General features: G+C 49.7%; 19 protein-coding genes. 16 read left to right on the top strand and 3 right to left on the bottom strand.

The window, feature by feature from the left end:
• The first annotated feature begins 5 nt into the window (after positions 1-5).
• From hisB to KTH89_RS02115, 3 genes are all read left to right on the top strand, one after another.
• A complete protein-coding gene (gene hisB / locus KTH89_RS02125) occupies positions 6-596 on the top strand; it encodes an imidazoleglycerol-phosphate dehydratase HisB (RefSeq protein WP_158344373.1) in 591 nt (196 codons plus the stop codon).
• A 29-nt stretch (positions 597-625) separates the two neighbouring features.
• Positions 626-1,873: a bifunctional phosphoribosyl-AMP cyclohydrolase/phosphoribosyl-ATP diphosphatase HisIE gene (gene hisIE, locus KTH89_RS02120; RefSeq protein ID WP_238720453.1), complete on the top strand. Its 1,248-nt coding sequence runs from the start codon at positions 626-628 to the stop codon at positions 1,871-1,873.
• A 167-nt stretch (positions 1,874-2,040) separates the two neighbouring features.
• A complete protein-coding gene (locus KTH89_RS02115) occupies positions 2,041-2,391 on the top strand; it encodes a hypothetical protein (RefSeq protein WP_158344375.1) in 351 nt (116 codons plus the stop codon).
• Between the two features lie 26 nt (positions 2,392-2,417).
• Here KTH89_RS02115 and aroC read toward each other — a convergent pair whose 3' ends face one another.
• The 3 genes from aroC to KTH89_RS02100 form a co-directional block, all read right to left on the bottom strand.
• Entirely contained in the window at positions 2,418-3,518 is a 1,101-nt protein-coding gene (aroC, locus tag KTH89_RS02110; protein ID WP_238720452.1) for a chorismate synthase, read from the bottom strand.
• A 130-nt stretch (positions 3,519-3,648) separates the two neighbouring features.
• The gene (locus KTH89_RS02105; RefSeq protein ID WP_158344377.1) at positions 3,649-3,987 is read right to left on the bottom strand and encodes a cupin domain-containing protein; all 339 of its coding nucleotides are present in this window, start codon (positions 3,985-3,987) and stop codon (positions 3,649-3,651) included.
• A 739-nt stretch (positions 3,988-4,726) separates the two neighbouring features.
• The gene (locus KTH89_RS02100) at positions 4,727-7,126 is read right to left on the bottom strand and encodes a cation-translocating P-type ATPase (RefSeq protein ID WP_238720451.1); all 2,400 of its coding nucleotides are present in this window, start codon (positions 7,124-7,126) and stop codon (positions 4,727-4,729) included.
• Between the two features lie 258 nt (positions 7,127-7,384).
• Here KTH89_RS02100 and KTH89_RS02095 point away from each other — a divergent pair, with 258 nt between their 5' ends.
• The 13 genes from KTH89_RS02095 (at position 7,385) to KTH89_RS02035 (ending at position 24,567) form a co-directional block, all read left to right on the top strand.
• Positions 7,385-7,804 carry a BlaI/MecI/CopY family transcriptional regulator gene (locus KTH89_RS02095; protein ID WP_158348452.1) on the top strand — a complete coding sequence of 140 codons (420 nt, stop codon included), beginning with the start codon at positions 7,385-7,387 and terminating at the stop codon, positions 7,802-7,804.
• Complete coding sequence (locus KTH89_RS02090) at positions 7,797-8,015, top strand: hypothetical protein (RefSeq protein ID WP_238720450.1); 219 nt, start codon at positions 7,797-7,799, stop codon at positions 8,013-8,015. Before KTH89_RS02095 ends, KTH89_RS02090 begins: the two co-directional genes overlap by 8 nt.
• Positions 8,012-9,484: a M56 family metallopeptidase gene (locus KTH89_RS02085; RefSeq protein ID WP_238720449.1), complete on the top strand. Its 1,473-nt coding sequence runs from the start codon at positions 8,012-8,014 to the stop codon at positions 9,482-9,484. Before KTH89_RS02090 ends, KTH89_RS02085 begins: the two co-directional genes overlap by 4 nt.
• Positions 9,485-9,612: 128 nt before the next feature.
• On the top strand, positions 9,613-10,743 hold the full coding sequence (gene tgt / locus KTH89_RS02080; RefSeq protein WP_158348456.1) for a tRNA guanosine(34) transglycosylase Tgt: 1,131 nt from the start codon (positions 9,613-9,615) through the stop codon (positions 10,741-10,743).
• 144 nt (positions 10,744-10,887) lie between these two features.
• Positions 10,888-11,190 carry a preprotein translocase subunit YajC gene (gene yajC, locus KTH89_RS02075; RefSeq protein WP_158348458.1) on the top strand — a complete coding sequence of 101 codons (303 nt, stop codon included), beginning with the start codon at positions 10,888-10,890 and terminating at the stop codon, positions 11,188-11,190.
• 161 nt (positions 11,191-11,351) lie between these two features.
• Complete coding sequence (locus KTH89_RS02070) at positions 11,352-12,821, top strand: GntR family transcriptional regulator (RefSeq protein WP_238720448.1); 1,470 nt, start codon at positions 11,352-11,354, stop codon at positions 12,819-12,821.
• 57 nt (positions 12,822-12,878) lie between these two features.
• Positions 12,879-15,701 carry an ATP-binding protein gene (locus KTH89_RS02065; RefSeq protein ID WP_238720447.1) on the top strand — a complete coding sequence of 941 codons (2,823 nt, stop codon included), beginning with the start codon at positions 12,879-12,881 and terminating at the stop codon, positions 15,699-15,701.
• Between the two features lie 188 nt (positions 15,702-15,889).
• Positions 15,890-16,972: a 3-isopropylmalate dehydrogenase gene (gene leuB, locus KTH89_RS02060; protein WP_238720446.1), complete on the top strand. Its 1,083-nt coding sequence runs from the start codon at positions 15,890-15,892 to the stop codon at positions 16,970-16,972.
• Between the two features lie 70 nt (positions 16,973-17,042).
• A complete protein-coding gene (ilvD, locus tag KTH89_RS02055) occupies positions 17,043-18,719 on the top strand; it encodes a dihydroxy-acid dehydratase (RefSeq protein ID WP_158348465.1) in 1,677 nt (558 codons plus the stop codon).
• 23 nt (positions 18,720-18,742) lie between these two features.
• Positions 18,743-20,425 carry a biosynthetic-type acetolactate synthase large subunit gene (gene ilvB, locus KTH89_RS02050; protein ID WP_238720445.1) on the top strand — a complete coding sequence of 561 codons (1,683 nt, stop codon included), beginning with the start codon at positions 18,743-18,745 and terminating at the stop codon, positions 20,423-20,425.
• Positions 20,426-20,507: 82 nt separating this feature from the next.
• On the top strand, positions 20,508-22,094 hold the full coding sequence (locus KTH89_RS02045) for a L,D-transpeptidase family protein (RefSeq protein WP_158348469.1): 1,587 nt from the start codon (positions 20,508-20,510) through the stop codon (positions 22,092-22,094).
• A 157-nt stretch (positions 22,095-22,251) separates the two neighbouring features.
• Positions 22,252-23,334, top strand: a complete 1,083-nt coding sequence (gene serC, locus KTH89_RS02040) for a 3-phosphoserine/phosphohydroxythreonine transaminase (protein ID WP_238720444.1) — start codon at positions 22,252-22,254, stop codon at positions 23,332-23,334.
• A gap of 66 nt (positions 23,335-23,400) precedes the next feature.
• The gene (locus KTH89_RS02035) at positions 23,401-24,567 is read left to right on the top strand and encodes a phosphoglycerate dehydrogenase (RefSeq protein WP_158348473.1); all 1,167 of its coding nucleotides are present in this window, start codon (positions 23,401-23,403) and stop codon (positions 24,565-24,567) included.
• Positions 24,568-24,671 lie beyond the last annotated feature (104 nt).

Here is a 24,671-nt window from a genome sequence, read left to right as displayed (position 1 = left end):
GTAGCATGCAGCAAAGGATCGGAAGAGTTGAGAGAAATACCAATGAGACAAAGATAAAAATGGAGCTGAATCTGGATGGAAGCGGCAAAGCCCAGATCGACACCGGGATCGGCTTTTTTGACCATATGTTAAACGGGTTTGCCCGGCATGGTTTATTTGACCTGGATGTAAAGGCGGAGGGTGATCTGATCGTGGACTGTCACCACACGGTGGAGGACACGGGCATCGTGCTAGGAAATGCGATCCGAAAGGCCGTAGGGAATAAGCAGGGCATCAAACGGTATGGCAGCCTTATGCTTCCTATGGACGAGACGTTAGTCCTGTGCGCGGTAGATCTGTCCGGCCGCCCCTATCTGGTATACGATGCAGAATTTACATCGGACAGGGTCGGATATCTGGATACGGAGATGGTGCGGGAATTCTTCTACGCAGTCAGCTACGCAGCCGGAATGAACCTGCATCTGAAGCTGATGTACGGCAGCAATAATCACCATATCATTGAGGCCATGTTTAAGGCTTTCGCCAAGGCATTGGATGAGGCAACCGTGTATGACAGAAGGATACAGAACGTACTGTCCACAAAAGGAAGCCTCTGAATAACGGTAAGGAGTGGAAGAAAAATCCTATGAATAAAAAGAACCTGATACCCTATATACGAATCCACGACCGCTCGGACCATGCGCTCTCGCAGGCTCAGAGCTTTGCGGACCGGGGAGCGGACGCGCTGCTGATCCTGGACTGTTCCGCGGACGATACCGGTCACGACGAAGTGATCGGGGAAATCAAAGAAATCTACCGCAAGGTGGATCTGCCCGTCATCGCAGGCGGGAATATCAAACGGCTGGAAGATGTGAAAAAACTGCTCTACGCCGGATGTGATAAAGCGCTGCTGGAGCTTTCCAACGAAGCCCATCGTGGGCTTCTGCCCGAAGCTTCCAAACGCTTCGGAAAAGAAAAAATCGCTGTGTCCGCAGATGATTTGGAATCTCTGCAAAAACACCGGGCGGATATACAGGAATACGCCTCCCTAGTGGTGTATTATGGCTCGGAGGATGCGGCCGCAGTCGAACGGAATATGGCCGCGCCCTGGATCATTTTTATGACCATAGATGTGGAGGGCGCGATCCCGGCTTATCTTAAACAGTCCGGCCTTACCGGCGTATCCAGCGTGTCATTGAGCCGGGATACGGTGGATTATATGCAGCTGAAGGAAGAGTTTCGGGCCGGGGGGTATTCCATGAATGTCATGGAGAGTGCCATCGCCTGGGAAGAATTCCGGTTAAACGGCGACGGCTTGATTCCCGTGGTCGTTCAGGATTATCGCACGGATCAGGTTCTGATGCTGGCCTATATGAACGAAGAAGCCTTTCAGATGACATTGCGGACAGGAAAGATGACCTATTGGAGCAGAAGCCGCAAAGAACTGTGGGTAAAGGGCCTCACATCGGGACATTTCCAATATGTCCGTTCGTTGAGCGCGGACTGCGACAAAGACACGATATTGGCAAGGGTCTCCCAGGTGGGAGCGGCGTGCCATACCGGAGAGATTTCCTGTTTTTTCAATGAACTTGTAAAAAAACAGTACGACGAGACCAATCCCCGCAAAGTATTTGAAGACGTATACGGCGTAATCATGGACCGCAAGGAGCATCCCAAAGAGGGTTCCTACACGAACTACCTGTTCGATAAGGGGATCGATAAGATTCTCAAAAAGGTAGGAGAGGAAGCGACGGAGATTATCATCGCCGCCAAGAATCCGGATCCGGAAGAGATTAAATATGAGATCTCAGATTTTCTCTATCACGTCATGGTTTTGATGGCGGAGCGGGGCGTAACCTGGGACGATATCATGAGAGAACTGGCCAGACGATAGAAAAAAGGCAGATACGGAGAAAAGGAAAAAGAGAAGAAAAAGAGAAGAAGATACAAAGCAGACGGCATAAACCCCAAAAATCCCACATATAGTGTAAAAAAGGATGGATAAGTTATTCTGAGGAACCAGGATGCGCTGTCCTGACTAGGAATAAAGGAGGAAAAAAGATGCCGAAAAATCCGATGGAATACCGGCAGCAGCTGCTGGCGGAAGCCAGAGCCACCATGTCGTCCAGCCATGGAGAATCTGCGTTTAATAACCCCGGCCTGATTCATCCCAGATACGGAAGAACGCAGGAGCAGCAGGAGACGGAAGGAACGGTCAGCTTTTTCAAAATCCGCTGCATCATCGCCGTTGTGCTTTTCATGGGCTTCCTTTTTCTATATACGACGGGGGCTACCATTTTTAATTATGACAGCCAGAAAATTGTCGCCGCATTTTCCGACACGATTGAAGCGGAAGATGTGTCCGCCTATATTGAAGATGTGAAAAACCAAATATTCCCGAAGGATTCCTGATCCTCCGGGAATATTTCTGTTCTATTCTATTTGAAAAACTCCACAATGTCATCCAGGCGTGAGGTCATACTCTGGAACAGCATATCAATCAGGGTAATAGCGGCCATAGACTCCACCACGACGACTGCCCTGGGAACAATAACAGGATCATGACGCCCTTTGATACGTATTTCCTGGGCCTCCCCACTGCGGTTAACGCTCATCTGAGGAGCGGCGATAGAAGGAGTCGGTTTCACCGCAGCCCGCAAAATAATAGCAGAGCCGTCGCTGATACCTCCCAAAATACCTCCTGCATGGTTCGTTGCTTTTGTGATCTTACCGGCAGCATCCACAGTGAAAGGATCATTATTGGTCAGCCCGGTAGAACGGGCAGCCGCAAAGCCGTCACCGATTTCGAAGCCCTTCACGGCGCCGATAGACATAACCGCTTTGGCTAGGTTAGCGTCAAGCTTTTCAAAGACAGGCTCACCGACTCCCTGGGGAAAATTCCGGATGATACATTCAATGACACCGCCGGAAGAATTCTGATTGCGCATACATTCCTGCAGATAAGCGGCAGCCTCACCGGCAGCCACCGGATCAGGCATATGGAACGGATTGCGGTTAATTTCCTCCGGATCAAAGCGTTCGGCGTTCATTTCCACCGGTCCGATCGACTTTGTATAAGTAGTCAAAGTGACGCCAAGAGACTTTAGAAGCTTACAGGCAACCGCCCCTGCCGCCACCCGGGCGATCGTCTCCCTGCCGGAAGAACGTCCGCCGCCGCGGTAATCCCGAAAGCCATATTTCACGTCAAAATTCAGATCCGCGTGGCCCGGCCGGTAATAATCAGCGATCTCACTATAATCCCTGGAGCGCTGATCCATATTCCGCACCAGCATAGCAATGGGAGTGCCGGTAGTACGTCCTTCAAACACGCCGGAAATGATCTCCACCAGATCCCCTTCTTTGCGCTGCGTAGCGAATTTGGACGTCCCAGGTTTACGCCGGTCCAAATAGACCTGAATATCCTCTTCCGAGAGTGGAAGACCACTAGGACATCCATCCACCACCACGCCGATCCCATTCCCATGGGATTCCCCCCAGGTTGCCATTTTAAATATAGTGCCAAAAGTCGATCCTGACATACAAACTCCACTCCTTATCCCGTTCATTTATTTATTTAAAAAAAGCCCAAATAGAAACAAAAACAACCAAAATCCCAAATGAATAGCAAGAATAACGCAAGCTTACCCTTTATCAACAATCAGCTACAGATTATGCATAAAGCACGACCGCAACCACGACCATTTCCCCGCTTCCGGTATTCATCAGACCATGAAACTGACCCGGCCGGATGAATCCAGCCTCCCCAGCCCGAATCGGTCTCTCTTCCTCCTGATCCTGAAAGATCCCCTCCCCGGAAATAATATAATAAACTTCGAAATTCCCCAAATGCTGATGATAACCAATAGAGGACCCAGGGGGCAGCACCATGCGCAGCATAACCTCGCCTTTCCCCATCAAATCCTCCTCATTTAACACCGGATACAACTCAATCTCACCTTTTCCGCCAAAACGATTACAAACCTTTCTACCAACCTCTTTCCTTATCATAAAACTCCCCCCAATAGCGTAATCCACCAAAAAATCATCGACAAGACATAAATTTCCCAGAAGTATCGTACACTGTCCAAATCCAACTGTCAATAAGAAAACAATAAGTAACCATCAGTGAAACGACAAGGAAACCAACGAGGGAACTAACAAGGAAACCAACAAGAAAGCAATAAGAAGGCTGCAAAAAAGCAGTAAAAAAGTAGTAAATAAACAACAAGAGACCAATAAGAAAGCCATAGAAAAGTCATAGAAAAGTCATAGGACAACAGTACTAAATACTAAAGAACGCAGAAAGCAATAATAATAAATCTGAGAAGCAAAAAAGAACTGAAATAACAGAAACAACAACCAGAAAAGCAATACCCCAAAAACCAAAAAACACTACCACCCCAAAAAGCCAACCCAAAACGAAAGAACATACCTCCCAAGCCTGTAATAGTGTAGGGATGAGCGGGAAGCGGCAGGACCTTGGGGGGATGGGCGGCAAATCTCGCGGGGCCAAATCGCTTGAGGCCGGACCTTAGAACGAGTTACGCAGAAGAGGGCGAAACCTCGCAGGACCCGGGGCACTGTCTGAGCCGTATTTTGGCGAGTTTGCCCCGGGTCCTGCTAATAAGAGGTTTCGCCCTCTTCGAAGTTACTCGTTCTTAGGTCCGGCCGAAGCGATTTGGCCCCGCGAGATTTGCCGCCCATCCCCCCAAGGTCCTGCCGCTTCCCGCTCATCCCGGCCCCCCTATTAAGCAACAGACTTCTTCCGCTTCCGATTGTGGAAATAAGCCGCAATTTTCCGATACCCCCGTTTTGCATAATTCAGAATCTCATAAATAGTATCGATGATATGGGGAGTAAAGAGCACCAGCCCCAGAACCACGATAATCTCCCGGAACTTAATATCCACCATGTTTAGCATATCCGGCACCAAGATCAGGCTCACCAGGAAGAGGAAAAACATCACATAATAAATAACTTTCCGAAGAATGGATTCCAGCGGATAGACCTTTCGGATCATATACAGGCTTGTAATACCGGTAGTGAGAACACACATGGTAGAACGCACCGACACAGGGGTGTCAAAGAGCCGGCAGAAAGCGGTAATGCATATGATCTCCAGTACGATGGTCAATGCGCCGGTCAGCGCATTCTGCAGAACATTCTTTAAAAAGCTTCCGCTGACACGGTTAAAATTCGGTTCCAGCGACAGCACGAAGGTCGGAATACCGACCGCCCACATGCTGATAATCGACAGTTGGATCGGTATAAACGGATAGGAGGCGCTGATCAGCAAAGACATAATGGTCAAAATCAGGGAAAAGATCGTCTTGACCAGAAAGAGCGATGCGGCGCTCTGGATATTATTGATGACCCTGCGGCCTTCCCGCACGATATAGGGCATTGATCCGAAGTTGGAATCCAGCAGCACCAGATTGGAACAGTTCTTGGCGGCATCGCTTCCGGCCGCCATGGCAATGCTGCAGTCCGCTTCTTTTAACGCCAGCACGTCGTTGACGCCGTCGCCGGTCATGGCTACCGTATGTCCGGCCTTTTTCAGGGCCAGCACGATCTCTTTTTTCTGTTCCGGCGTGACACGTCCGAAAACCTGGTATTTGTCAACGGCTTCCTGCAACTCTTTTTTTGATTTCAGTTTTGTGGCATCCACATAGGAATCCGCCCCGTTTAAACCGGCTTTTCTCGCTATATTTGCCACGGTGGCGGGATTATCCCCGGAGATAACCATCAGCCGCACGTCGCGCTCGGCAAAATAGCGCAACGTGTCTTTGGCGTCGCTGCGGATGACGTCGCTTAACAGGATGATCGCGCAGGCTTTTAAGCCTTCCGGCAGATCGGTACCGGAGGCCATAGCGGGACTGTGGGCCAGCACAAGGACCCGGATTCCCTTGGAGGTGTGCATATCTATTTTCTGACGCAGGAAAGAATCCTCCTTAGGGAACATAAATTCATAAGCGCCCATGATATAAGTTCCCTTTCCCTCAAACGATACGCCGCTGTACTTCCTGGCGGAGGAGAAGGGGATCGTATGCACGGCATGATAGTTCTGATATTCCGTGAAATGCTCTTTCATCGCCATAAAGGTGGCGTTGTCATCCTGCAGGCTGTGCAGGATATTTCCGATAATTTCTTCCGCGGGGACCTGTTCTTCCAGCACGATCAAGTCCTCCACCTTCATGGTGCCTTCGGTCAGCGTACCGGTTTTATCCAGACACAGCACGTCCACCCGGGCCAATGTCTCGATACAGAACAGCTCATGAACCAGCACCTGCCGTTTGCCCAGATGGATGACCCCGACGGCCAGGGCGATACTGGTCAGCAGCACCAGACCTTCCGGTATCATACCCAGCACCGCAGCCACCATATTGACGATGGAGTCGGCAAATGTGGCTTTGCTGATAAAATACTGGCTGGCAAACAGTCCGGCGCCCAGCGGTACGATTAATATACTGATGATTTTCAGGATTATATTGATGGAACGCTGCAGTTCGGAGGAGTATTTTTTTAATTTTCGGGCTTCAGACATGATTTTAAAAGCAAAATTGTCCTCCCCGACATGTTCCACCTGCACGGCAGCCTGTCCCGATACCACAAAACTGCCGGAAAACAGATGATCTCCGGGATGCTTCACGATGATATCGGATTCCCCGCTGATCAGGGATTCGTTCACCTCAAGCGTACCCTGGCGCACCACAGAGTCGGCGCAGATCTGGTTGCCGGTGGTGAGCAGCATAATATCATCCAGCACAACGTCCTCGATGGCAATCTTCTCGGATTTGTGGTTCCTTCGGACGGTTACCTTCGAGGCAGTGATCAAGGAGAGTTTGTCCAATGTCTTTTTCGCGCGGATTTCCTGGAAAATACCGATCGCAGTATTACAGATCACGATTCCCAGAAAAAACAGATTCTTAAAGGACCCGACGAAGATAATCAGACCCGCTAAGACAGCGTTGATTAAGTTGAAAAACGTCATGAGGTTGTCCCGGATGATCTGTTTGACACTCTTTTCGTTGGCATCCTCCTGATAATTAAACAGGCCGTCGTTCAGCCGCTGTTCGACCTGGGCGGTGGTCAGGCCGGCACGGATATCTATTCCTTTTTCAATCCTTTTTTCGAGCTGTGTATTCATTCGGATAATCTCCATTTTTCTTAGTATTTCCATATCCAGTATTACGGTATCCTATGTAATCTATTATAACGCTATTTCTAATATTGTCATTTAAAAAAGTATAAAATTTCTCTTATAATATTCTAAATTTTTCCAAATGCCGCGGTTCGGATGAAAAGCTTGCGGGCGGGCATTGACAGAGAAATTATACAACTGTATAATATAATTGTTATACAGTTGTATAAAATGAAAAGGATAGATAAAGGGGGGAATGCAAGGATGCGAATAAAAGAATCGGACAATAGCCAGATAGCCGGGAGACATCTGCCGGAAGCCGAGCTGGAGATCATGCAGGTTGTGTGGAGATGCGAGGACCAGGTGAGCGCAAGCTATATTCTGTCTATGCTGACCAACCGGGACTGGGCGCTTCCCACGCTGATGACCGTTCTGACCCGGCTGACCCGGAAAGGCTTTCTGACCTGTGAAAAGCATGGACGCAATAATTATTACCGTCCGGCTGTCACGGAAGAAGCATATCAGGCGTCAGAGGGGAAAACCATGCTCAAAAAGTTATACCGTGATTCTTTTCCGGACATGGTAGCTTCCTTATATAATGGCAAAGCAATAAAAAAAGAGGATCTGCTGGAACTGCGGAACATGATTGACAGGCTGGCAGGAGAGGAGGAGTCTCATGACTGAACTTTTTCTGGGTATGGTCGGTGTATCCGTAACCTCGGCCTTGATTCTCATACCGCTTTTACTGTTGTCCCAAGTCATCAACCGCCGAATCCGTATGAGCTGGAAAAAAGGGATATGGCTGATGCTGGCTGTGCGTCTGCTGATTCCGGTTCCATATCCGGAGGCGGTATTCCATGTCCGCTTTTCCGGTCAGGAATACAGACAGCTATGAAGAGCAGCGAAAAAGAACCGTCCGGCCAGAATGCGCAGGGCGCCGGAACAAAACAGCAGGGAACTGGAACAGAACTACAGGGCACCGGAACAGAGCTGCAGGGGGGCTTTGAAAATACGCTAAGTCCCGCCGCCGGGAATCCGTCGGACCGAAAAGACCGGGATGGCATGACAGCGGCCGGAGCGTCGGATGGTTTCCGCTATATCATATGGATATGGGCGGCTGTGGCCGTCGGATTTTTCCTGTGCTGCCTGATCCGATATTATATGTTTGTAGAAAAAATAAAGCAAAGCGCCGAGGAGGTCACAGACCCCTTTGTATGGAATACCTTTTCCAAATTAAACGGACAGCTGGGACTGAAGCCTGGCCGGGTTACTCTGAACTGGAGCGGTGAATTGAGTCTCCCCTGCGCCTTTGGATATTTCCGGCCCCGGATCTGCCTTCCGAAACGGCGGATGGAAGAACAGGAGCTGACCTATCTGCTAAAGCACGAATTACTCCATGTCAAGCAGCAGGATATCTGGTATAAGCTGCTGTTCCTGGTCGTGAATGCGCTCTACTGGTTCCATCCGCTTATCTACCTGATGCGCCGGGAGGCGTACAAAGATATGGAATGCTGCTGCGATGAGCTGGTTCTAAAAGATGCGGGCCCCTCGGAGAAAAAAGCGTATGCGCTGATACTCCTGGAAGCCGCCTCTTTTAAGAGGCAGCCGGACCGCGCGTTTTCCACCGGATTTGCTGAGAGCAAAAAGTCATTGGAGGAGCGTCTGAAAAATGTGATGAACAGCCGGAGAAAACGCCTCGGCGCTGTGGCGGCGGTACTGGCAGCCCTCCTTCTGGTTCTGACAGGCGGCCTTCTTAAACTGCAGCAGTCGGGGAGCGGAAAGGATCTATTGACTAGGATGGATCTGACGCAGGAGGAAGAAAACGAAATCACCGGAAAAGAAACGAGCGGTACGGCCGCCAAATATTCCTATGAGATCGATGCGTCTTACCGGTCTGTGAAGCTGCAGTTAGAAATGTGGGTGAAAGGCGAACTGCAGGACATACTGGGTCAGCAGATCCTGCCCTTGAACGAGACAAAAGGAGAGCTGACCGCGGCTTTTGATTCCGACGCGATCTTCCGGGAAAATCAGGATATCGGCTGGCGCGCGGGAGTCCGACAGATACCGGAAGGCTTCTTTCACAAGCGCATCAGTCCGGAATCCATGGTTATGGTAAAATGGAGCGTCAGAATGCCTCAGGACCCCCCGTTTATAGGGGCCTCCTACGGATGCCTGGGAGACCTGGCGTCGGAAAGAGTAACGCCGATCGAAGAAGACCGGCCGATCGTTCTGGCTCAGCTGATCATGGACGCGGACAACCGTCTGGAGGTGATTCCCATAGATCCCACGGACAAGGAGACGCTGCGCAGCTTTGATCTTGTCTATCTGCTTACCTGCCGTTTTTCCAAGGAGGCAGCAGATTAAATTCCTGTCTGCGAATGTCGGTACCCGGTACGGAAGTGATTTTCCTCTCTATTGAATCTTATTCCCGGATATGATACACTCTAACAGAATATTAAGATTCACTACAACTTATAAAGATGGAGAGTATCATGTACCGATTACTGAAACAGGATAAAAAAGCGAAAAGAGGGGAGCTTCACACCGTCCACGGCGTGATTCAGACCCCTGTATTTATGAACGTCGGAACCGCGGCGGCGATTAAGGGAGCCGTATCCACAGAAGATCTGAACGCCATCGGCACCCAGGTGGAATTATCCAACACCTACCATCTGCACGTCCGGCCCGGGGATGACGTAGTGTACAAGATGGGCGGACTCCACAAGTTCATGGTATGGGACAAGCCCATTCTGACCGATTCCGGCGGTTTCCAGGTGTTTTCCCTGGCAGGGCTTCGGAAAATCAAGGAAGAGGGGGTTTATTTCAACTCCCACATCGACGGCCGTAAGATCTTCATGGGACCGGAACAAAGTATGCAGATCCAGTCCCACCTGGCTTCCACCATCGCGATGGCCTTCGACGAGTGCCCGTCCAGCGTGGCTGAGAGGAAGTATGTGGAAGACTCCGTAGCCCGGACCACCCGGTGGCTTTCCCGCTGCAAAGAGGAGATGGCGAGATTAAATTCCCTGCCGGATACCATCAATCCCCGCCAAATGCTGTTCGGGATCAACCAGGGAGCTATCTTCGAGGATATCCGGATCGACCATGCGAAAGAAATCGCCGGCCTTGACCTGGACGGTTATGCAATCGGAGGCCTGGCCGTAGGCGAAAGCCACGAGGAAATGTACCGGATTCTGGACGCGACGGTTCCCCATCTGCCGGTGGATAAGCCCACCTATCTGATGGGAGTCGGTACTCCGGAAAATATCCTGGAAGGCGTGGACCGCGGCGTGGACTTCTTTGACTGCGTCTATCCCACCCGAAACGGACGGCACGGCCATGTCTACACGAATCACGGCAAGTTAAATCTGTTTAATGCCAAATACGAGCTGGACCCACGGCCATTGGAAGAGGGATGCCAGTGCCCCGCCTGCCGCAGATACAGCCGGGCCTATATCCGGCACCTGCTCAAGGCCAAGGAGATGCTGGGCATGCGGCTTTGCGTGCTCCACAATCTGTATTTCTATAACACCATGATGGCAGAAATCCGCGACGCCATTGATGCGGAACGCTACCAGGAATACAAACGGGAGAAAATCGCCCGCATGCGCGCGGGGGAGTAAAGGCAGTGTGAATTGCAATTATAGAATATATAAAAAAACTATAAAATCCGAGAAAGTACTTGATGAATCTTTGGCAATTGTGTAGAATGGACGTAATGGGTAAAAATACCAGGAGAGATTATAGTGAGATTAGGAGGAACTATTATGTTATTAGCAACACAAGGCGGAGGCAGTCCCTGGGTGCTGTTGATTTTTTATGTGGTTGTATTTGGCGGTCTGATGTATTTCATCGCGATCCGTCCTCAGAAGAAAGAGCAAAAGAGAATGGCCGCGCTGCTGTCCTCTGTTGAAATCGGCGACAGTGTCATCACTACCAGCGGATTTTACGGCGTTATTATCGATATTACCGACGAAGATGTGATCGTAGAATTCGGAAGCAATAAAAACTGCAGAATTCCAATGAAAAAATCCGCGATCGCCGACGTAGAAAAAGCGGAAGTGGAATAGACATACCAAAAAATCAGACAAGATGCCGACGCACTTGCGATTGAGAGATCGCAAGTGCGTCGGTTTTTTTGTCCGTAGAAAGGCGTAAATCATTGACTTTTGTCGTTATGTGCGATAAACTTATTTGGTACAGGTACACAGTTGCCTTGGAGGCGGATCCTATGCAGTATGACGGATATCAGTATACGAAAATATTTCATATTATAAAAAACAAAATTGAGTCCGGATTAATCCCCAAAGGCTCAACGCTTCCCTCGTGCTCCAGTCTCTGCAAGGAATATGGCGTATCCAGCAAGACCGTACGGCGCGTGCTTGTTATGCTGACAGATGCAGGATTGATCGAGACCAGGGAACGAAAACGTCCGATCGTCATTTTTAACCAAGCCCCGGAAAGCAGTCTGACCGGCAGCTGGATGGAAACCAACATCCTTGCTATGCAGGATGTCTTATATACGGCGCAACTGATTTGTTATCCGCTTATTGACTATGGTATTTCCATGTGCAAGGAGGAAGATTGGGCCATTCCGGAAAAAATTGTTCAACAGATGGATCCGCAGCAGCCAGCATTGTTTTGGAGAAATTCTAAATTATTCTGGCGCTTTTTTATTGCCCGGTGCGAAAACGAACTGAGCCTGCGAACGGTTGACAGTCTCGGATTTTCAGAATTGGAATATAAAAACAGCAATATAGATATGGGCTACGCGTATCGGAACGCTCTGTTAAAGTTTGTCGGAGAAATAAGAAAGGACGGCTATGTAAGCGATATGGTGCGGGATACCCTTTTAAGTATCCGTAAACTAACCCCGCTTGCGGACGATCATGTATTATATTATGTCCCAGCGGACTCGCCCTTTCGAATCGGGCTTAAGGGGCTTGACAACTGGATGAAAACCGATGAGGAGCGTTATTCCGGCATATATCTGGACATCCTCGGGCTTATTGCGATCGGATATTACCGTCCCGGCGATCGGCTGCCCTCCCATATTGAGATGCAGAAGCAATATGGAGTCAGTGTAAATACCACGACCCAGGCGATCCATATCCTAAAAAAATGGGGCGTCGTGGAGGCAGCCAGCGGCAGAGGGATATTTGTCTCACACAATCTACAGGCGCTGAATGATATTTATATCGATCCCCGCCTCATTGCCAGCCATATCCGAAGATATCTGGAGAGCGTGCAGATTTTATCCCTTACTGTGGAGAAAGTCGCCCGCCACGCCGCCGCTCATGTTTCTCCGGGACTGGCGCAGGAGCTGATTCGGCGATTGGAGAGTATAAGAAATCCAGGCGGCTTATATCAGCCTGCTCCGATCATCCTGTTGGAGTTTATAGCAGCGCAGATTCAGTATGAGACTTTGCGGGAAATCTATATGGTAATCCTGAAAAATTACCGTATAGGCCGGAAAATACCGAAACTTATGAACATTGGCTGCGTTATGCAAAAACTTCAGATCCAACGCATGTGTATCAATGCGGCATATGCCTTGCAGCAGCAGGATATCCATACCTTTGCAAGTCAGGCCGCGGAAATGTTTCACTATGCGCATCGTTTGATCGTCAACGAATGTAAAAAGTTTAATTACTGGGAAGCCGTTAAAGATATCTACGATGGTTCTCAGCTTTGGAAATAGCAGGCGCCATAAAACGACATATTTAGGTGCCGGATCAGATCAACAGGAGGTAATAAGGTGTTACATACGAAAAAAGATAAAACACCGCAGAGGAAGCTTTGGGCTTTATTTATTGCGTTGTTGACAATCGTTTCATTTCTTCTGCCCATTTATGCAGAGGGCGCAGAGAACAGGAAAGTGCTTCAGATACCCTTTCCGGAGGTCGAGGGATTCAGCATGACCGATGAAAAAGGAAACCGGTCCGGTATCATAGTTGATTATTTGAATGAAATTGCCAAGTATACCGGCTGGGTGTACGAATTTACGGAAACCACCGGCGAAGACATGTTAAATGATTTCCTGGATGGCAAATATGATCTGATGGGCGGGACCTATTATTCCGAATCCATGGAACAATACTTTGGATACCCGGAATACAGCTGCGGCTACAGCAAATCTGTGCTGTTAGCCAGGCGGGAGGATGATGATATCCGGGGTTACGATATGAAAGATCTGGATGGAAAAACCATCGGTGTTGCCCAGCGGGCAACGGAAAACGTGCGCCGGCTGAGAGAATTTTTGTCCGCCAATGCACTGGATTGTACGATCAGGGAATATCTGCCGGAAGAGGTTGCCGCCGGTAAAATCAATCAGGATTTAAAGAGCGGGGTCATCGATCTGAAACTCGGGAATGTGGGAGATGACGTGGGAGAATTTAACGCTGTGGCCTATTTTGACGCACAGCCGCATTACATTGTTACCCAGCCGGGCAATCAGGAATTACTGGAACAACTGAATTGGGCAATGGAGAACATTTTATCTGCTAACCCTAATTTCGCAGTAGAAGTATATGACCGGTATTTCAAGGATTTAGGTGTGCGGAATCTGACGCTGACCGCAGAAGAAAAAGCGTATATCGAGCAAAAAGGTTCGGTGACAGTGGCGGTACCTCACTATTACCATCCGTTTTATTGCATTGATTCCAAAGACAGTAATCATGAAGGTATTATCCCGGAACTGCTGGAAAGGATAGAGAGACTCTATGATTTGGAATTCTCGTTTGTATGTGTCGACAGTTATGCACAGGCTCTGGAGCTGGTCAAACAGGGCGCGGCAGATATGGCGGGGTTTTACTTCACAGATGTGGCCGAGGAAATGCAGAATGAATTGGTGCAGACACAGTCATATGCGTCTTTAAACGATTTGGTCGTGCGCAATAAATCAGTGACTTATCCGGGAGAAGGACTGACTTGCGGAATTTTAGAGGGCCGCCATCTTCCGTCATACGCAAGCGCCAGCAGCGTTAAATATTATGCGACCATTGAAGAAGTTGTGGACGCGGTTAATAATGGGGAGGTGGATTTCGCCTGCGGTTTGTTCGCCCGTCTGGAGCAGCTGTTACAAGATAATATTTATAGCAATGTAGTTCCTGTTACCTTATCTGAAAACCGCATGGAAGTCAGTTTTGCTATGCCAATGCCGGCGAATCCTCAGTTGTTGACGATTATCAATAAAGGAATCAACAGCCTCTCTGAAAAAGATAAACTTGCCATTATCGATCACAATCTGGTTTCGATTGGAAATTCCTCCACGTCCTTGAAAAGATTAATTGAAACAAATCCGATACTGTCCGTTTGCGTTATGGCTTCTTTTTTGATCGTCACGATGGCGGCGGTTGCAATTATAGCCAGTATGCGGATAAGGGCGGTAAATATGGAAAAAGAACGGGATAAGGCGGCGGCTGAAAACAAAGCCAAAAGTGAATTTCTCTCCCGTATGAGCCATGAAATACGAACGCCCATGAACGCTATAGTGGGAACGACCGCGCTGATGAGTATGGATACGGAAGTCCCAGAACGTATGAAAAGCAGTTTGAAGAAGCTGGACGCATCGTCCCAGTATCTGCTGAGCCTGATCAATGATATATTAGATATGAGCCGTATTGATAACGGCATGCTCGCAATCGCGCAGGAAGATTTTTCCCTGAATCAGATGCTGGATGAGTTGTGCAGTATCATGCAAATACAGGCGCAGCGGCAGCAGATTACGCTTACCAGCAAAACAAAAATAAAACATTCGGACCTGATCGGGGACTCGATCAGACTCAAACAAGTTTTAATGAACCTGCTTTCGAATGCCATTAAATTTACGTCTGCCAATGGTACGGTTCAGTTATCCGTAACGGAAACGGAGTCGGATAAGGAACGGGCGGCCTATCTTTTTCAAGTTACGGATACCGGTTCCGGTATTAATGAGGAAGATCAGGAACGTATTTTCAAATCCTTTGAGCAGGTCGGCACCAACCATATGCGTAGCCAGGGGACAGGGCTTGGTCTGCCTATCAGCCGCAGTATCGTCCACATGATGGGCGGCACATTAAAAGTAAAAAGCAAACCGGAGGAAGGCAGCGAGTTTTACTTCCGCATTTTCCTCCCCTACGGCAAACCGAAAGAAGCGCCGGCGCTCAAGGATGAGGAGGCTACATTTGCCGGCACACATTTCCTGCTGGCGGAAGACAATCCCATTAATGCGGAGATTGCCACAGACCTCTTAAGCCTGCGCGGAGCCCATGTAGTGCTGGCGGAAGACGGGTTAAAAGCGGTCGAGTGTTTTAAACAAAGCGAGCCCGGTTATTTTACGCTGATCTTAATGGATCTTCAGATGCCTAATATGGGAGGGTTAGAAGCGACAAAGTGCATACGAGACTCAGATCATCCCGACGCGGCCGCAATCCCGATTATTGCGCTGACTGCGAACTCATTCCAGGAAGACCGGGAGATGGCGAGAGAGGCCGGTATGAATGATTTCCTGGCTAAGCCTTTAGATATAAACCGTGTTTATATGGTCCTTCAGGAATGGGTCAGTAAAAGAACGATCAACCGACCTGAAACCGGGGAATAAAAGGTATTCCCCGGGGCTATTTGTTGTCCTCTTTAAAAATTCCTGCGGGCCGCAGCCCGCACCTGCACATAAAAAAGCGATTTTCCAAGCTCTGGTTAATTGAAGAAATAGTTGAAATCTCGAAAGAAATAGGCTATCATGATACTAATATCGCTTTTTTAGGTTAAAGGAACAAAGGAGAGAGGACAATGAATTATCATATTGCGTTGATTCCGGGAGACGGGATTGGCCCCGAGATCGTAGCCGAGGCCAGGAAAGTTTTGGACCGGATTGCTGAAAAATATGGACATAAGTTTGAATATGAGGAGCTGCTGCTGGGAGGCGCTTCCATTGACGCCACCGGAGTCCCGCTGACGGACGGAACTGTGGCCGCCGCAAAGAAAAGTGACGCGGTTTTGATGGGATCCATAGGGGGGGACACAACCACCTCGCCCTGGTATAAGCTGGCACCGGAGCTGCGCCCGGAAGCCGGACTGCTGAAAATCAGAAAAGAATTAAATCTATTTGCAAATCTAAGACCGGCTGTTCTGTATGATGAATTAAAAGCCGCCTGCCCGCTTCGGGACGAAATCATCGGCGACGGATTCGACATGTTGATAATGAGGGAACTGACCGGAGGTCTATATTTCGGAGAACGTAAAACATTTGAAGAAAATGGTCTCACGACAGCTGTCGATACGCTTACATATAACGAAAACGAAATCAGAAGAATTGCCATAAGAGGTTTTGACGTAGCCAGAAAAAGACGGAAGAAAGTTACCAGTGTGGACAAGGCCAATGTACTGGATTCCTCCAGGCTGTGGAGAAAAGTGGTTCAGGAAGTGGCGGCGGATTATCCGGATGTGACTTTGGAACATATGCTGGTGGATAACTGCGCCATGCAGTTGGTGAAGAATCCGGGACAGTTCGATGTGATCCTGACCGAGAATATGTTCGGGGATATTTTATCCGATGAGGCCAGCATGGTGACCGGTTCGATCGGAATGCTGTCTTCCGCCAGCTTAAACGATACGAAGCTTGGACTGTATGAGCCGAGCCACGGATCGGCTCCCGATATCGCCGGAGAGGGGATCGCCAATCCTATCGCCACGATTCTGTCCGCGGCGATGCTGTTGCGTTACTCCCTGGATCTGGATCAGGAGGCGGACGCGGTGGAAGCGGCCGTGAAGCAGGTATTAAAGGAAGGCTACCGGACGGCGGATATCGCATCGGAAGGCTGCTCCCCGGTTGGAACTGTGGAAATGGGAGACCTGATCGCCGAAAGAATTTGAATGTGAAATTGAATGGAATCATGCATTTATAATAGAAACAAGACAATTTTCAGAATAAAGGGGAATGGATATGAGAAGCGATTCAGTAAAAACAGGTATGCAGCAGGCCCCGCACCGTTCTTTGTTTAACGCGCTGGGACTTACAAAGGAAGAGCTGGAACGGCCGCTGGTCGGAATTGTCAGTTCGTATAATGAGATTGTTCCGGGACATATGAACCTGGATAAGATTGTGGAGGCAGTAAAAATCGGAGTGGCTATGGCGGGAGGAACGCCGATCGTATTTCCGGCCATCGCGGTCTGCGACGGAATCGCCATGGGCCATACCGGTATGAAATATTCCCTGGTCACGAGAGACCTGATCGCGGATTCCACCGAATCCATGGCTCTGGCCCATCAGTTCGACGCTCTGGTGATGGTGCCCAACTGTGATAAGAATGTGCCCGGGCTTTTGATGGCGGCCGCCCGGATCAATGTTCCCACCGTGTTCGTAAGCGGCGGGCCGATGCTGGCCGGCAAGGTCAGAGGGCAGAAGAGAAGCCTCTCCAGCATGTTCGAAGCGGTTGGCTCCTACAGCGCCGGAAAGATGACGGAGGAAGAGGTCACGGAGTACGAGAACAAGGTGTGCCCCACCTGCGGTTCCTGCTCCGGTATGTATACGGCCAACAGTATGAACTGTCTGACCGAAGCGATCGGCATGGGGCTTAAGGGCAACGGCACGATCCCCGCGGTGTATTCCGAGAGGATCAAACTGGCGAAGCATGCCGGAATGAAAGTGATGGAGCTTCTCGAAAAAAATATAAGACCCAGGGATATCATGACAGAAAAAGCGTTCTTAAACGCCCTGACCGTAGATATGGCTCTGGGATGCAGCACGAATTCCATGCTGCACCTGCCGGCGATCGCCCATGAGGCCGGCGTGGACTTAAATGTGGATATTGCCAATGAGATCAGCGCGAAGACCCCGAACCTGTGCCATCTGGCGCCGGCGGGCCCGACTTATATGGAAGATTTAAATGAAGCGGGCGGAGTCTACGCGGTTATGAATGAGCTGGATAAAAAAGGCCTGCTCTATACGGACCTGATCACCGTAACCGGTAAGACTATAGCGGAAAATATTAAGGGATGTGAGAATAAAGATCCCGAAACGATCCGGCCGGTAGAAAACCCTTACAGCGAGACGGGCGGAATCGCCGTACTGAAAGGAAATCTGGCTCCGGACTCCGGTGTGGTCAAACGCTCGGCTGTGGCGCCGGAGATGTGGGTTCATGAAGGACCTGCCAGAGTCTTCGACTGCGAGGAGGATGCCATCGACGCGATCAAGGGCGGGAAAATCAACCCCGGCGACGTGGTGGTCATCCGCTATGAAGGCCCGAAAGGGGGCCCTGGCATGAGGGAAATGCTAAATCCCACCTCCGCGATCATGGGTATGGGACTGGGCTCCTCCGTCGCTCTGATTACGGACGGCCGATTCTCAGGGGCGTCCAGGGGAGCCTGTGTGGGCCACGTATCGCCGGAAGCTGCTGTGGGCGGTAATATCGCACTGGTGGAAGAAGGGGATATCATCCAGATCGATATTCCGAATAATACGCTGAACTTTAAGGTTTCCGAGGAAGAGCTGGAAGCCAGACGGGCAAAATGGCAGCCCAGAGAGCCGAAGATCACCACCGGATATCTGGCCAGATATATGGCCATGGTTACCAGCGGAAACCGCGGCGCGGTCCTGGAAGTTCCGGGACAGAAGAAATAGAAATAGGAAGAGAGGTTTCGTCTATGCAGTTAAATGGATCAGAAATCGTCATAGAGTGTCTGAAAGAACAGGGAGTGGATACCGTATTCGGCTATCCCGGCGGTACAATTCTGAATATCTATGATGAATTATATAAGCACCAAAGTGAAATCCGGCATATCCTGACATCTCATGAGCAGGGGGCCGCCCATGCGGCCGACGGATATGCCCGGTCCACCGGGAAGGTGGGCGTTTGCTTCGCCACCTCAGGACCCGGAGCCACCAACCTGGTGACCGGTATCGCTACCGCCTATATGGATTCGGTACCGTTAATCGCCATTACCGCCAATGTGGCGGTGCCCCTTCTGGGCAGGGATACGTTCCAGGAGATCGATATCGCCGGCGTGACCATGCCGATTACCAAGCACAATTATATTGTAAAAGATGTAACCAAGCTTGCGGATACGATCCGCAAAGCGTTTACCATAGCCAAATCCGGCCGGCCGGGCCCGGTCCTTATCGATATCACAAAGGATGTAACGGCAGCCGTCACGGAGTATGAGCCCGCGGTTCCGGCTCCGATCCACCGGGTTACGGACACCATCGTCCAGGAGCATCTGGAACAGGCGGTGGACATGATCAACCGTTCCAAACGGCCCTATATCTTTGTGGGCGGAGGCGCGATTATTTCCGGCGCCAGTGCGGAAGTGGAAGAATTTGCGCATAAGATCCACGCGCCGGTGACGGATTCCCTGATGGGAAAAGGGGCGTTTCCCGGAACCGATCCGTTATACACCGGTATGCTGGGAATGCACGGAACGAAGACTTCCAATCTGGGCGTAACCGAATGCGATCTGCTGATCGCTCTGGGCGTGCGCTTCAGTGACCGTGTGACCGGCAATATCAAGCGGTTTGCCAGAAACGCCAAGGTGCTGCAGATTGATGTGGACCCGGCGGAGATCAACAAGAATGTGATGACGTCTCTTAGCATCATCGGTGACTTAAAGGAAGTGCTGAAACGGCTGAATGCCCTGATTGAACAGAATCAGAGACACACCTGGGTATCCCATATTCTGGAATTAAAAGAAAAATACCCTTTAAAATATAATGAAAATGGGTTATCCTGTCCTTATATTATAGAAGAGCTGTACCGGATCACAAAGGGCGAAGCTGTTATCACCACGGACGTGGGGCAGCATCAGATGTGGGCCGCCCAGTATTATCAGTATACGAAGCCCCGGACTTTCTTAACCTCAGGAGGACTTGGCACTATGGGATACGGCCTGGGAGCCTGTATCGGAGCCAAAGTGGGCTGCCCGGATAAGCTGGTGGTAAATATCGCCGGAGACGGCTGTTTTCGGATGAATATGAATGAGCTGGCTACGGCGACCAGATATAATATACCGATTATCCAGATGGTTATCAATAACCATGTGCTGGGAATGGTGCGCCAGTGGCAGACCCTGTTCTACGGACAGCGGTATTCCTATACGGTTTTAAACGATCCGGTGGATTTTGTGAAACTGGCGGAGGCCATGGGAGCGGAAGGTATCCGCGTGACCAAAAAAGAAGAGGTGGCTCCTGCCATCGAAAAGGCTATCGCCTTGAACAAGCCGGTTGTCATTGATTTCCAGATCGACTGTGACGATAAAGTATTCCCCATGGTATCTCCCGGGGCTTCGATTGAGGAAGCCTTTGATCAGAAGGATCTGGAAAATAGAGGATAATGCTTGTTGCTGTGTCATATATTGTGAGGGGGACAGATATCTAAAAAACCAGAGAGGAGTTTATGAAAAAAGATAGCAGATTATGGAAGAAAACAAAACCCGAAGAGTGAATAATACTAAGAGAGAAAAGAAAATAAAGACACCCAAAGATCCGGCTGCCGAAACCGCGTCAACCGCGGAAGCGGCCATCCTGGATCTGACTGACCAGGCCAACCGGAGAGTAAAACAAAAGAAGTCGCATAAGAAACTGGTTTTGGGCATAGGAATTCCTTTAGGGGTATTGCTGCTTGCCTATATTGGCATATCCGTTTTTTTCATGAATTCTTTTCTATATGGAACCACGATAAATGGTGTGGACTGCTTCGGCAGTTCTCCGGAGAAGATTTCGCAGCTGTTGGCTGCAAAGGCGTCCGAATATCAGCTGACTCTGCTGGAACGCTCCGGCCAGACGGAGATGATCAGCGGGCCTGACATCGGGCTTACCTGGGATTATTCCGAAGAGGTGCAGGAATTTCTGGATGCCCAGAATCCTTTTGCCTGGCCGGTGCTGCTGATGGACCATAAGAATTTTACCATAGAGCCCAAGGTGCGGTTTGAGCAGGAAAAGTTTAATGACGTGTTGGACGCGCTTTCCTGTTTCGATCCCTCCAATGTGACGGAGCCGGAGGACGCCTATATCGAGCATACGGATACCGGATTTGATTTTGTGGAAGAAGTGCAGGGGAATAAGCTGGTAAAAAGCCAGGTGAAGGAGCAGGTGGAAGCCGCTGTCAACGCCGGTGATACCCAGTTATCCCTGGAAGAAACGGATTGCTATGTAAAACCGAAGATTACGATGGAATCCGAGGAGATCAGCAAGCCGAAGGCACAGATTGAAAAATATCTGGAGACGAAGATCACTTATGAATTTGGTTCGGATAAAGAGGTGCTGGACAAAGACACGATACACCAGTGGATCAGCATCGATGAGCAGAATGAAGCGGTTCTAAGCGAGGACGACGTGGCCTCCTATGTAAAAAAACTGGCCAATAATTACGACACCGTGGGTAAAAAACGGGAATTCAAGACCAGCGGAGGATATGTCCAGGAGGTCAGCGGAGGACCCTACGGTTGGAAAATCAATCGGGCGGAAGAAAGAGAAGCCCTCTACGGGCTGATTCAAAGCGGGGCCCAGGAAACCAGGGAGCCGGTATATTCCCAGACGGCAGCGACCCGGGGCGCCAATGATATAGGAAATACTTATGTGGAAGTAAATCTGACCACTCAGCATATGTGGTTTTATAAAAATGGTTCCCTGGTGAAAGATACCGATATCGTCAGCGGTATGATGACGGAGAGACGGGCCACCCCGCCTTTAGTCGGCTTTATCCATTACAAGCAGCGCAACGCGGTGCTGCGGGGGGAAGATTATGAGACCCCGGTGAAGATGTGGATGCCTGTGGCCGGAGATATTGGGATTCATGACGCCAGCTGGAGAAGGTCCTTCGGCGGACAGATTTATGTCAAAAATGGTTCCCATGGATGTATCAACACGCCGTACAGCGCGGTAAAGGTGATATTTGAAAACATCGAGACGGGAACGCCCTGCGTCTTTTACTATGGACCGGAAAATGTGACCCCTCCGGAAGAAGCGCAGACTCCGGAGACGGAGGAAGAGCCGGAGAGCTGATCGAATCATACTTAATGTAATGCTGGTAATAGTTCATCCGTCCGGGAGCAGGCGAGTCCTGCTCTACGGGCGGACATGCGGCGTTATCCATTGGACAAAGCGCCGTGTGAAAAGCCACAACTATTCAGATAAATGAAAATGCAAGGAGGAAATGAAAGTGAGCAGAGTGTATAATTTTTCGGCCGGGCCGGCGGTATTGCCGGAAGCGGTGCTGAAAGAAGCGGCAGAGGAAATGCTGGATTATAAGGGTACCGGCATGTCCGTTATGGAGATGAGCCATCGTTCCAAAGCTTACGAAGAGATCATCAATGAGGCGGAGGCGGATCTGCGGGACCTGATCGGGATTCCGGATAATTACAAGGTCCTGTTTTTACAAGGCGGCGCATCCACCCAATTCGCCATGATCCCCATGAACCTGATGAAAAACAAGGTGGCCGATTATATCATAACCGGACAGTGGGCGAAGAAAGCGTTCAAAGAGGCGCAGTTATACGGAAAAGCCAATGCCATCGCTTCTTCCGAGGACAAAGTGTTCTCCTATATCCCGGATTGCTCCGACCTGCCCATCAGCGAAGACGCCGACTATGTGTACATATGTGAAAACAACACGATCTATGGCACCAAATATAAAACCCTTCCCAATACCAAAGGAAAAACCCTGGTAGCGGACGTATCCTCCTGTTTCTTATCGGAACCGGTGGACATCACGAAATACGGGATTATGTACGGCGGCGTGCAGAAAAATATCGGGCCTGCCGGCGTAGCCATCGCGATCGTGCGGGAAGACCTGATCACAGACGATGTTCTCCCGGGAACACCCACCATGCTCAGATATAAGATTCATGCAGATAACAAATCCCTTTATAATACTCCTCCTTGTTACGGTATTTATATCTGCGGGAAAGTCTTCAAATGGATCAAGTCCATGGGCGGCCTGGAGGCTATGAAAGAACACAATGAGAAGAAGGCGGCGATCCTGTACGATTTCCTGGATCAGAGCAAGCTGTTCAAGGGCACGGTGCGAAAAGAAGACCGTTCTTTGATGAATGTGCCTTTTGTTACAGGAAATGAAGAACTGGATGCCAAGTTTGTCAAAGAAGCCAAAGCGGCCGGATTTGAGAACCTGAAAGGCCACAGAACGGTTGGGGGAATGCGCGCCAGCATCTATAACGCCATGCCCATCGAGGGTGTGGAGAAACTGGTTGCCTTCATGAAGGAATTCGAAGAGAAGAATCTGTAATCCGGATCGGTAACCCGAATCTTTATGGTAACGATAGAAATCTGATTAGACAGGGAGGAACATAAAATGTTCAAATATAAGTGCCTGAATCCCATCGCCAAGGTAGGATTGGATTTGTTCAGCGATGAATATGAGAGAGTAGAGGAATTCGCGGAAGCGGATGCCGTTCTGGTCAGAAGCGCCAGCGTACATGACTTAGAGCTTCCCGATACGCTGGAAGCGATCGCAAGAGCCGGAGCCGGCGTCAATAACATCCCGTTGGATAAATGCGCGGAAAAAGGTATCGTTGTCTTTAATACGCCCGGAGCTAATGCAAACGGCGTGAAAGAGCTGGTGATCGCCGGTATGCTCCTGGCCGCCAGAGACGTGATCGGCGGTATCAACTGGGTTCAGAAGGAAAAAGAGAATCCGGATATCACCAAAGCTACGGAAAAAGCGAAAAAAGCCTTTGCCGGAAATGAAATCGAGGGTAAGACGTTAGGTATCATCGGTCTGGGCGCCATCGGCGTCAAAGTGGCCAATGCGGCAACCCATCTGGGCATGAACGTGTTGGGATATGATCCTTATATTTCCGTAGACGCTGCCTGGAACCTGTCCAGAAGTATCAAGCACATCAAAAAAGTAGAGGATATCTACAGCGAGTGCGACTATATTACGATCCATGTGCCTTTGACCGACGGTACAAGACAGATGATCAATCAGGACGCCATCGACATGATGAAAGATGACGTAGTCGTATTGAATTTCTCCAGAGATACGCTGGTGGATGAAGACGCGATGCTCAGCGCCCTGGAAAACGGCAAGGTAAAAAGATATGTTACCGATTTCCCGAATCCCAAGGTAGCCAACGCAAAAGGAGTGCTGGTCATTCCTCATCTGGGCGCTTCCACAGAGGAATCCGAGGACAACTGCGCGGTCATGGCAGTCAAGGAACTGGTCGATTATATGGAAAATGGTAATATCAATAATTCCGTAAACTATCCCTCCTGTAACATGGGCGTATGCAGCAGCGTATCCCGTGTGGCGATCAATCACAGAAACGTTAAAAATATGCTGGGACAGTTCACCAACATGCTGGCTGAGGCCGATGTCAATATCACCAACATGGTAAATAAGAGTAAAGGGGACTACGCTTATACGCTTCTGGATCTGGAGACCGGAGTAAATAAAGAGGTCATTGATAAATTAAGAGCGGTTGACGGCGTGTTAAAGGTCCGTGTAATCAAAAAATAGCGCAGAAACAAAAGATTCATAGTAACGCAAGCTGCATAGAGACGGAAGGGGTATCTGCTTTCCGTCTCTTACTGTTCAGCAGGAAAGTTTCCTGTTCAACGGGA

The organism is Diplocloster agilis (assembly GCF_019042275.1).
Taxonomy (GTDB): Bacteria; Bacillota; Clostridia; order Lachnospirales; family Lachnospiraceae; genus Diplocloster; species Diplocloster agilis.
Note: the sequence above shows the minus strand (reverse complement) of the source record. Positions and strands in the feature narration are given on the sequence as shown.

What these genes read in the sequence shown, in the direction of transcription:
- KTH89_RS02035 (WP_158348473.1), top strand. Translation starts at nt 23,401, where the DNA reads ATGTTCAAATATAAGTGCCTGAATCCCATCGCCAAGGTAGGATTGGAT.
- hisB (WP_158344373.1), top strand. Translation starts at nt 6, where the DNA reads ATGCAGCAAAGGATCGGAAGAGTTGAGAGAAATACCAATGAGACAAAG.
- KTH89_RS02070 (WP_238720448.1), top strand. Translation starts at nt 11,352, where the DNA reads ATGCAGTATGACGGATATCAGTATACGAAAATATTTCATATTATAAAA.
- aroC (WP_238720452.1), bottom strand. Translation starts at nt 3,518, where the DNA reads ATGTCAGGATCGACTTTTGGCACTATATTTAAAATGGCAACCTGGGGG.
- KTH89_RS02100 (WP_238720451.1), bottom strand. Translation starts at nt 7,126, where the DNA reads ATGAATACACAGCTCGAAAAAAGGATTGAAAAAGGAATAGATATCCGT.
- yajC (WP_158348458.1), top strand. Translation starts at nt 10,888, where the DNA reads ATGTTATTAGCAACACAAGGCGGAGGCAGTCCCTGGGTGCTGTTGATT.
- ilvB (WP_238720445.1), top strand. Translation starts at nt 18,743, where the DNA reads ATGCAGTTAAATGGATCAGAAATCGTCATAGAGTGTCTGAAAGAACAG.
- KTH89_RS02090 (WP_238720450.1), top strand. Translation starts at nt 7,797, where the DNA reads ATGACTGAACTTTTTCTGGGTATGGTCGGTGTATCCGTAACCTCGGCC.
- KTH89_RS02115 (WP_158344375.1), top strand. Translation starts at nt 2,041, where the DNA reads ATGCCGAAAAATCCGATGGAATACCGGCAGCAGCTGCTGGCGGAAGCC.
- KTH89_RS02085 (WP_238720449.1), top strand. Translation starts at nt 8,012, where the DNA reads ATGAAGAGCAGCGAAAAAGAACCGTCCGGCCAGAATGCGCAGGGCGCC.
- KTH89_RS02045 (WP_158348469.1), top strand. Translation starts at nt 20,508, where the DNA reads ATGGAAGAAAACAAAACCCGAAGAGTGAATAATACTAAGAGAGAAAAG.
- KTH89_RS02105 (WP_158344377.1), bottom strand. Translation starts at nt 3,987, where the DNA reads ATGATAAGGAAAGAGGTTGGTAGAAAGGTTTGTAATCGTTTTGGCGGA.
- leuB (WP_238720446.1), top strand. Translation starts at nt 15,890, where the DNA reads ATGAATTATCATATTGCGTTGATTCCGGGAGACGGGATTGGCCCCGAG.
- tgt (WP_158348456.1), top strand. Translation starts at nt 9,613, where the DNA reads ATGTACCGATTACTGAAACAGGATAAAAAAGCGAAAAGAGGGGAGCTT.
- KTH89_RS02095 (WP_158348452.1), top strand. Translation starts at nt 7,385, where the DNA reads ATGCGAATAAAAGAATCGGACAATAGCCAGATAGCCGGGAGACATCTG.
- ilvD (WP_158348465.1), top strand. Translation starts at nt 17,043, where the DNA reads ATGAGAAGCGATTCAGTAAAAACAGGTATGCAGCAGGCCCCGCACCGT.
- hisIE (WP_238720453.1), top strand. Translation starts at nt 626, where the DNA reads ATGAATAAAAAGAACCTGATACCCTATATACGAATCCACGACCGCTCG.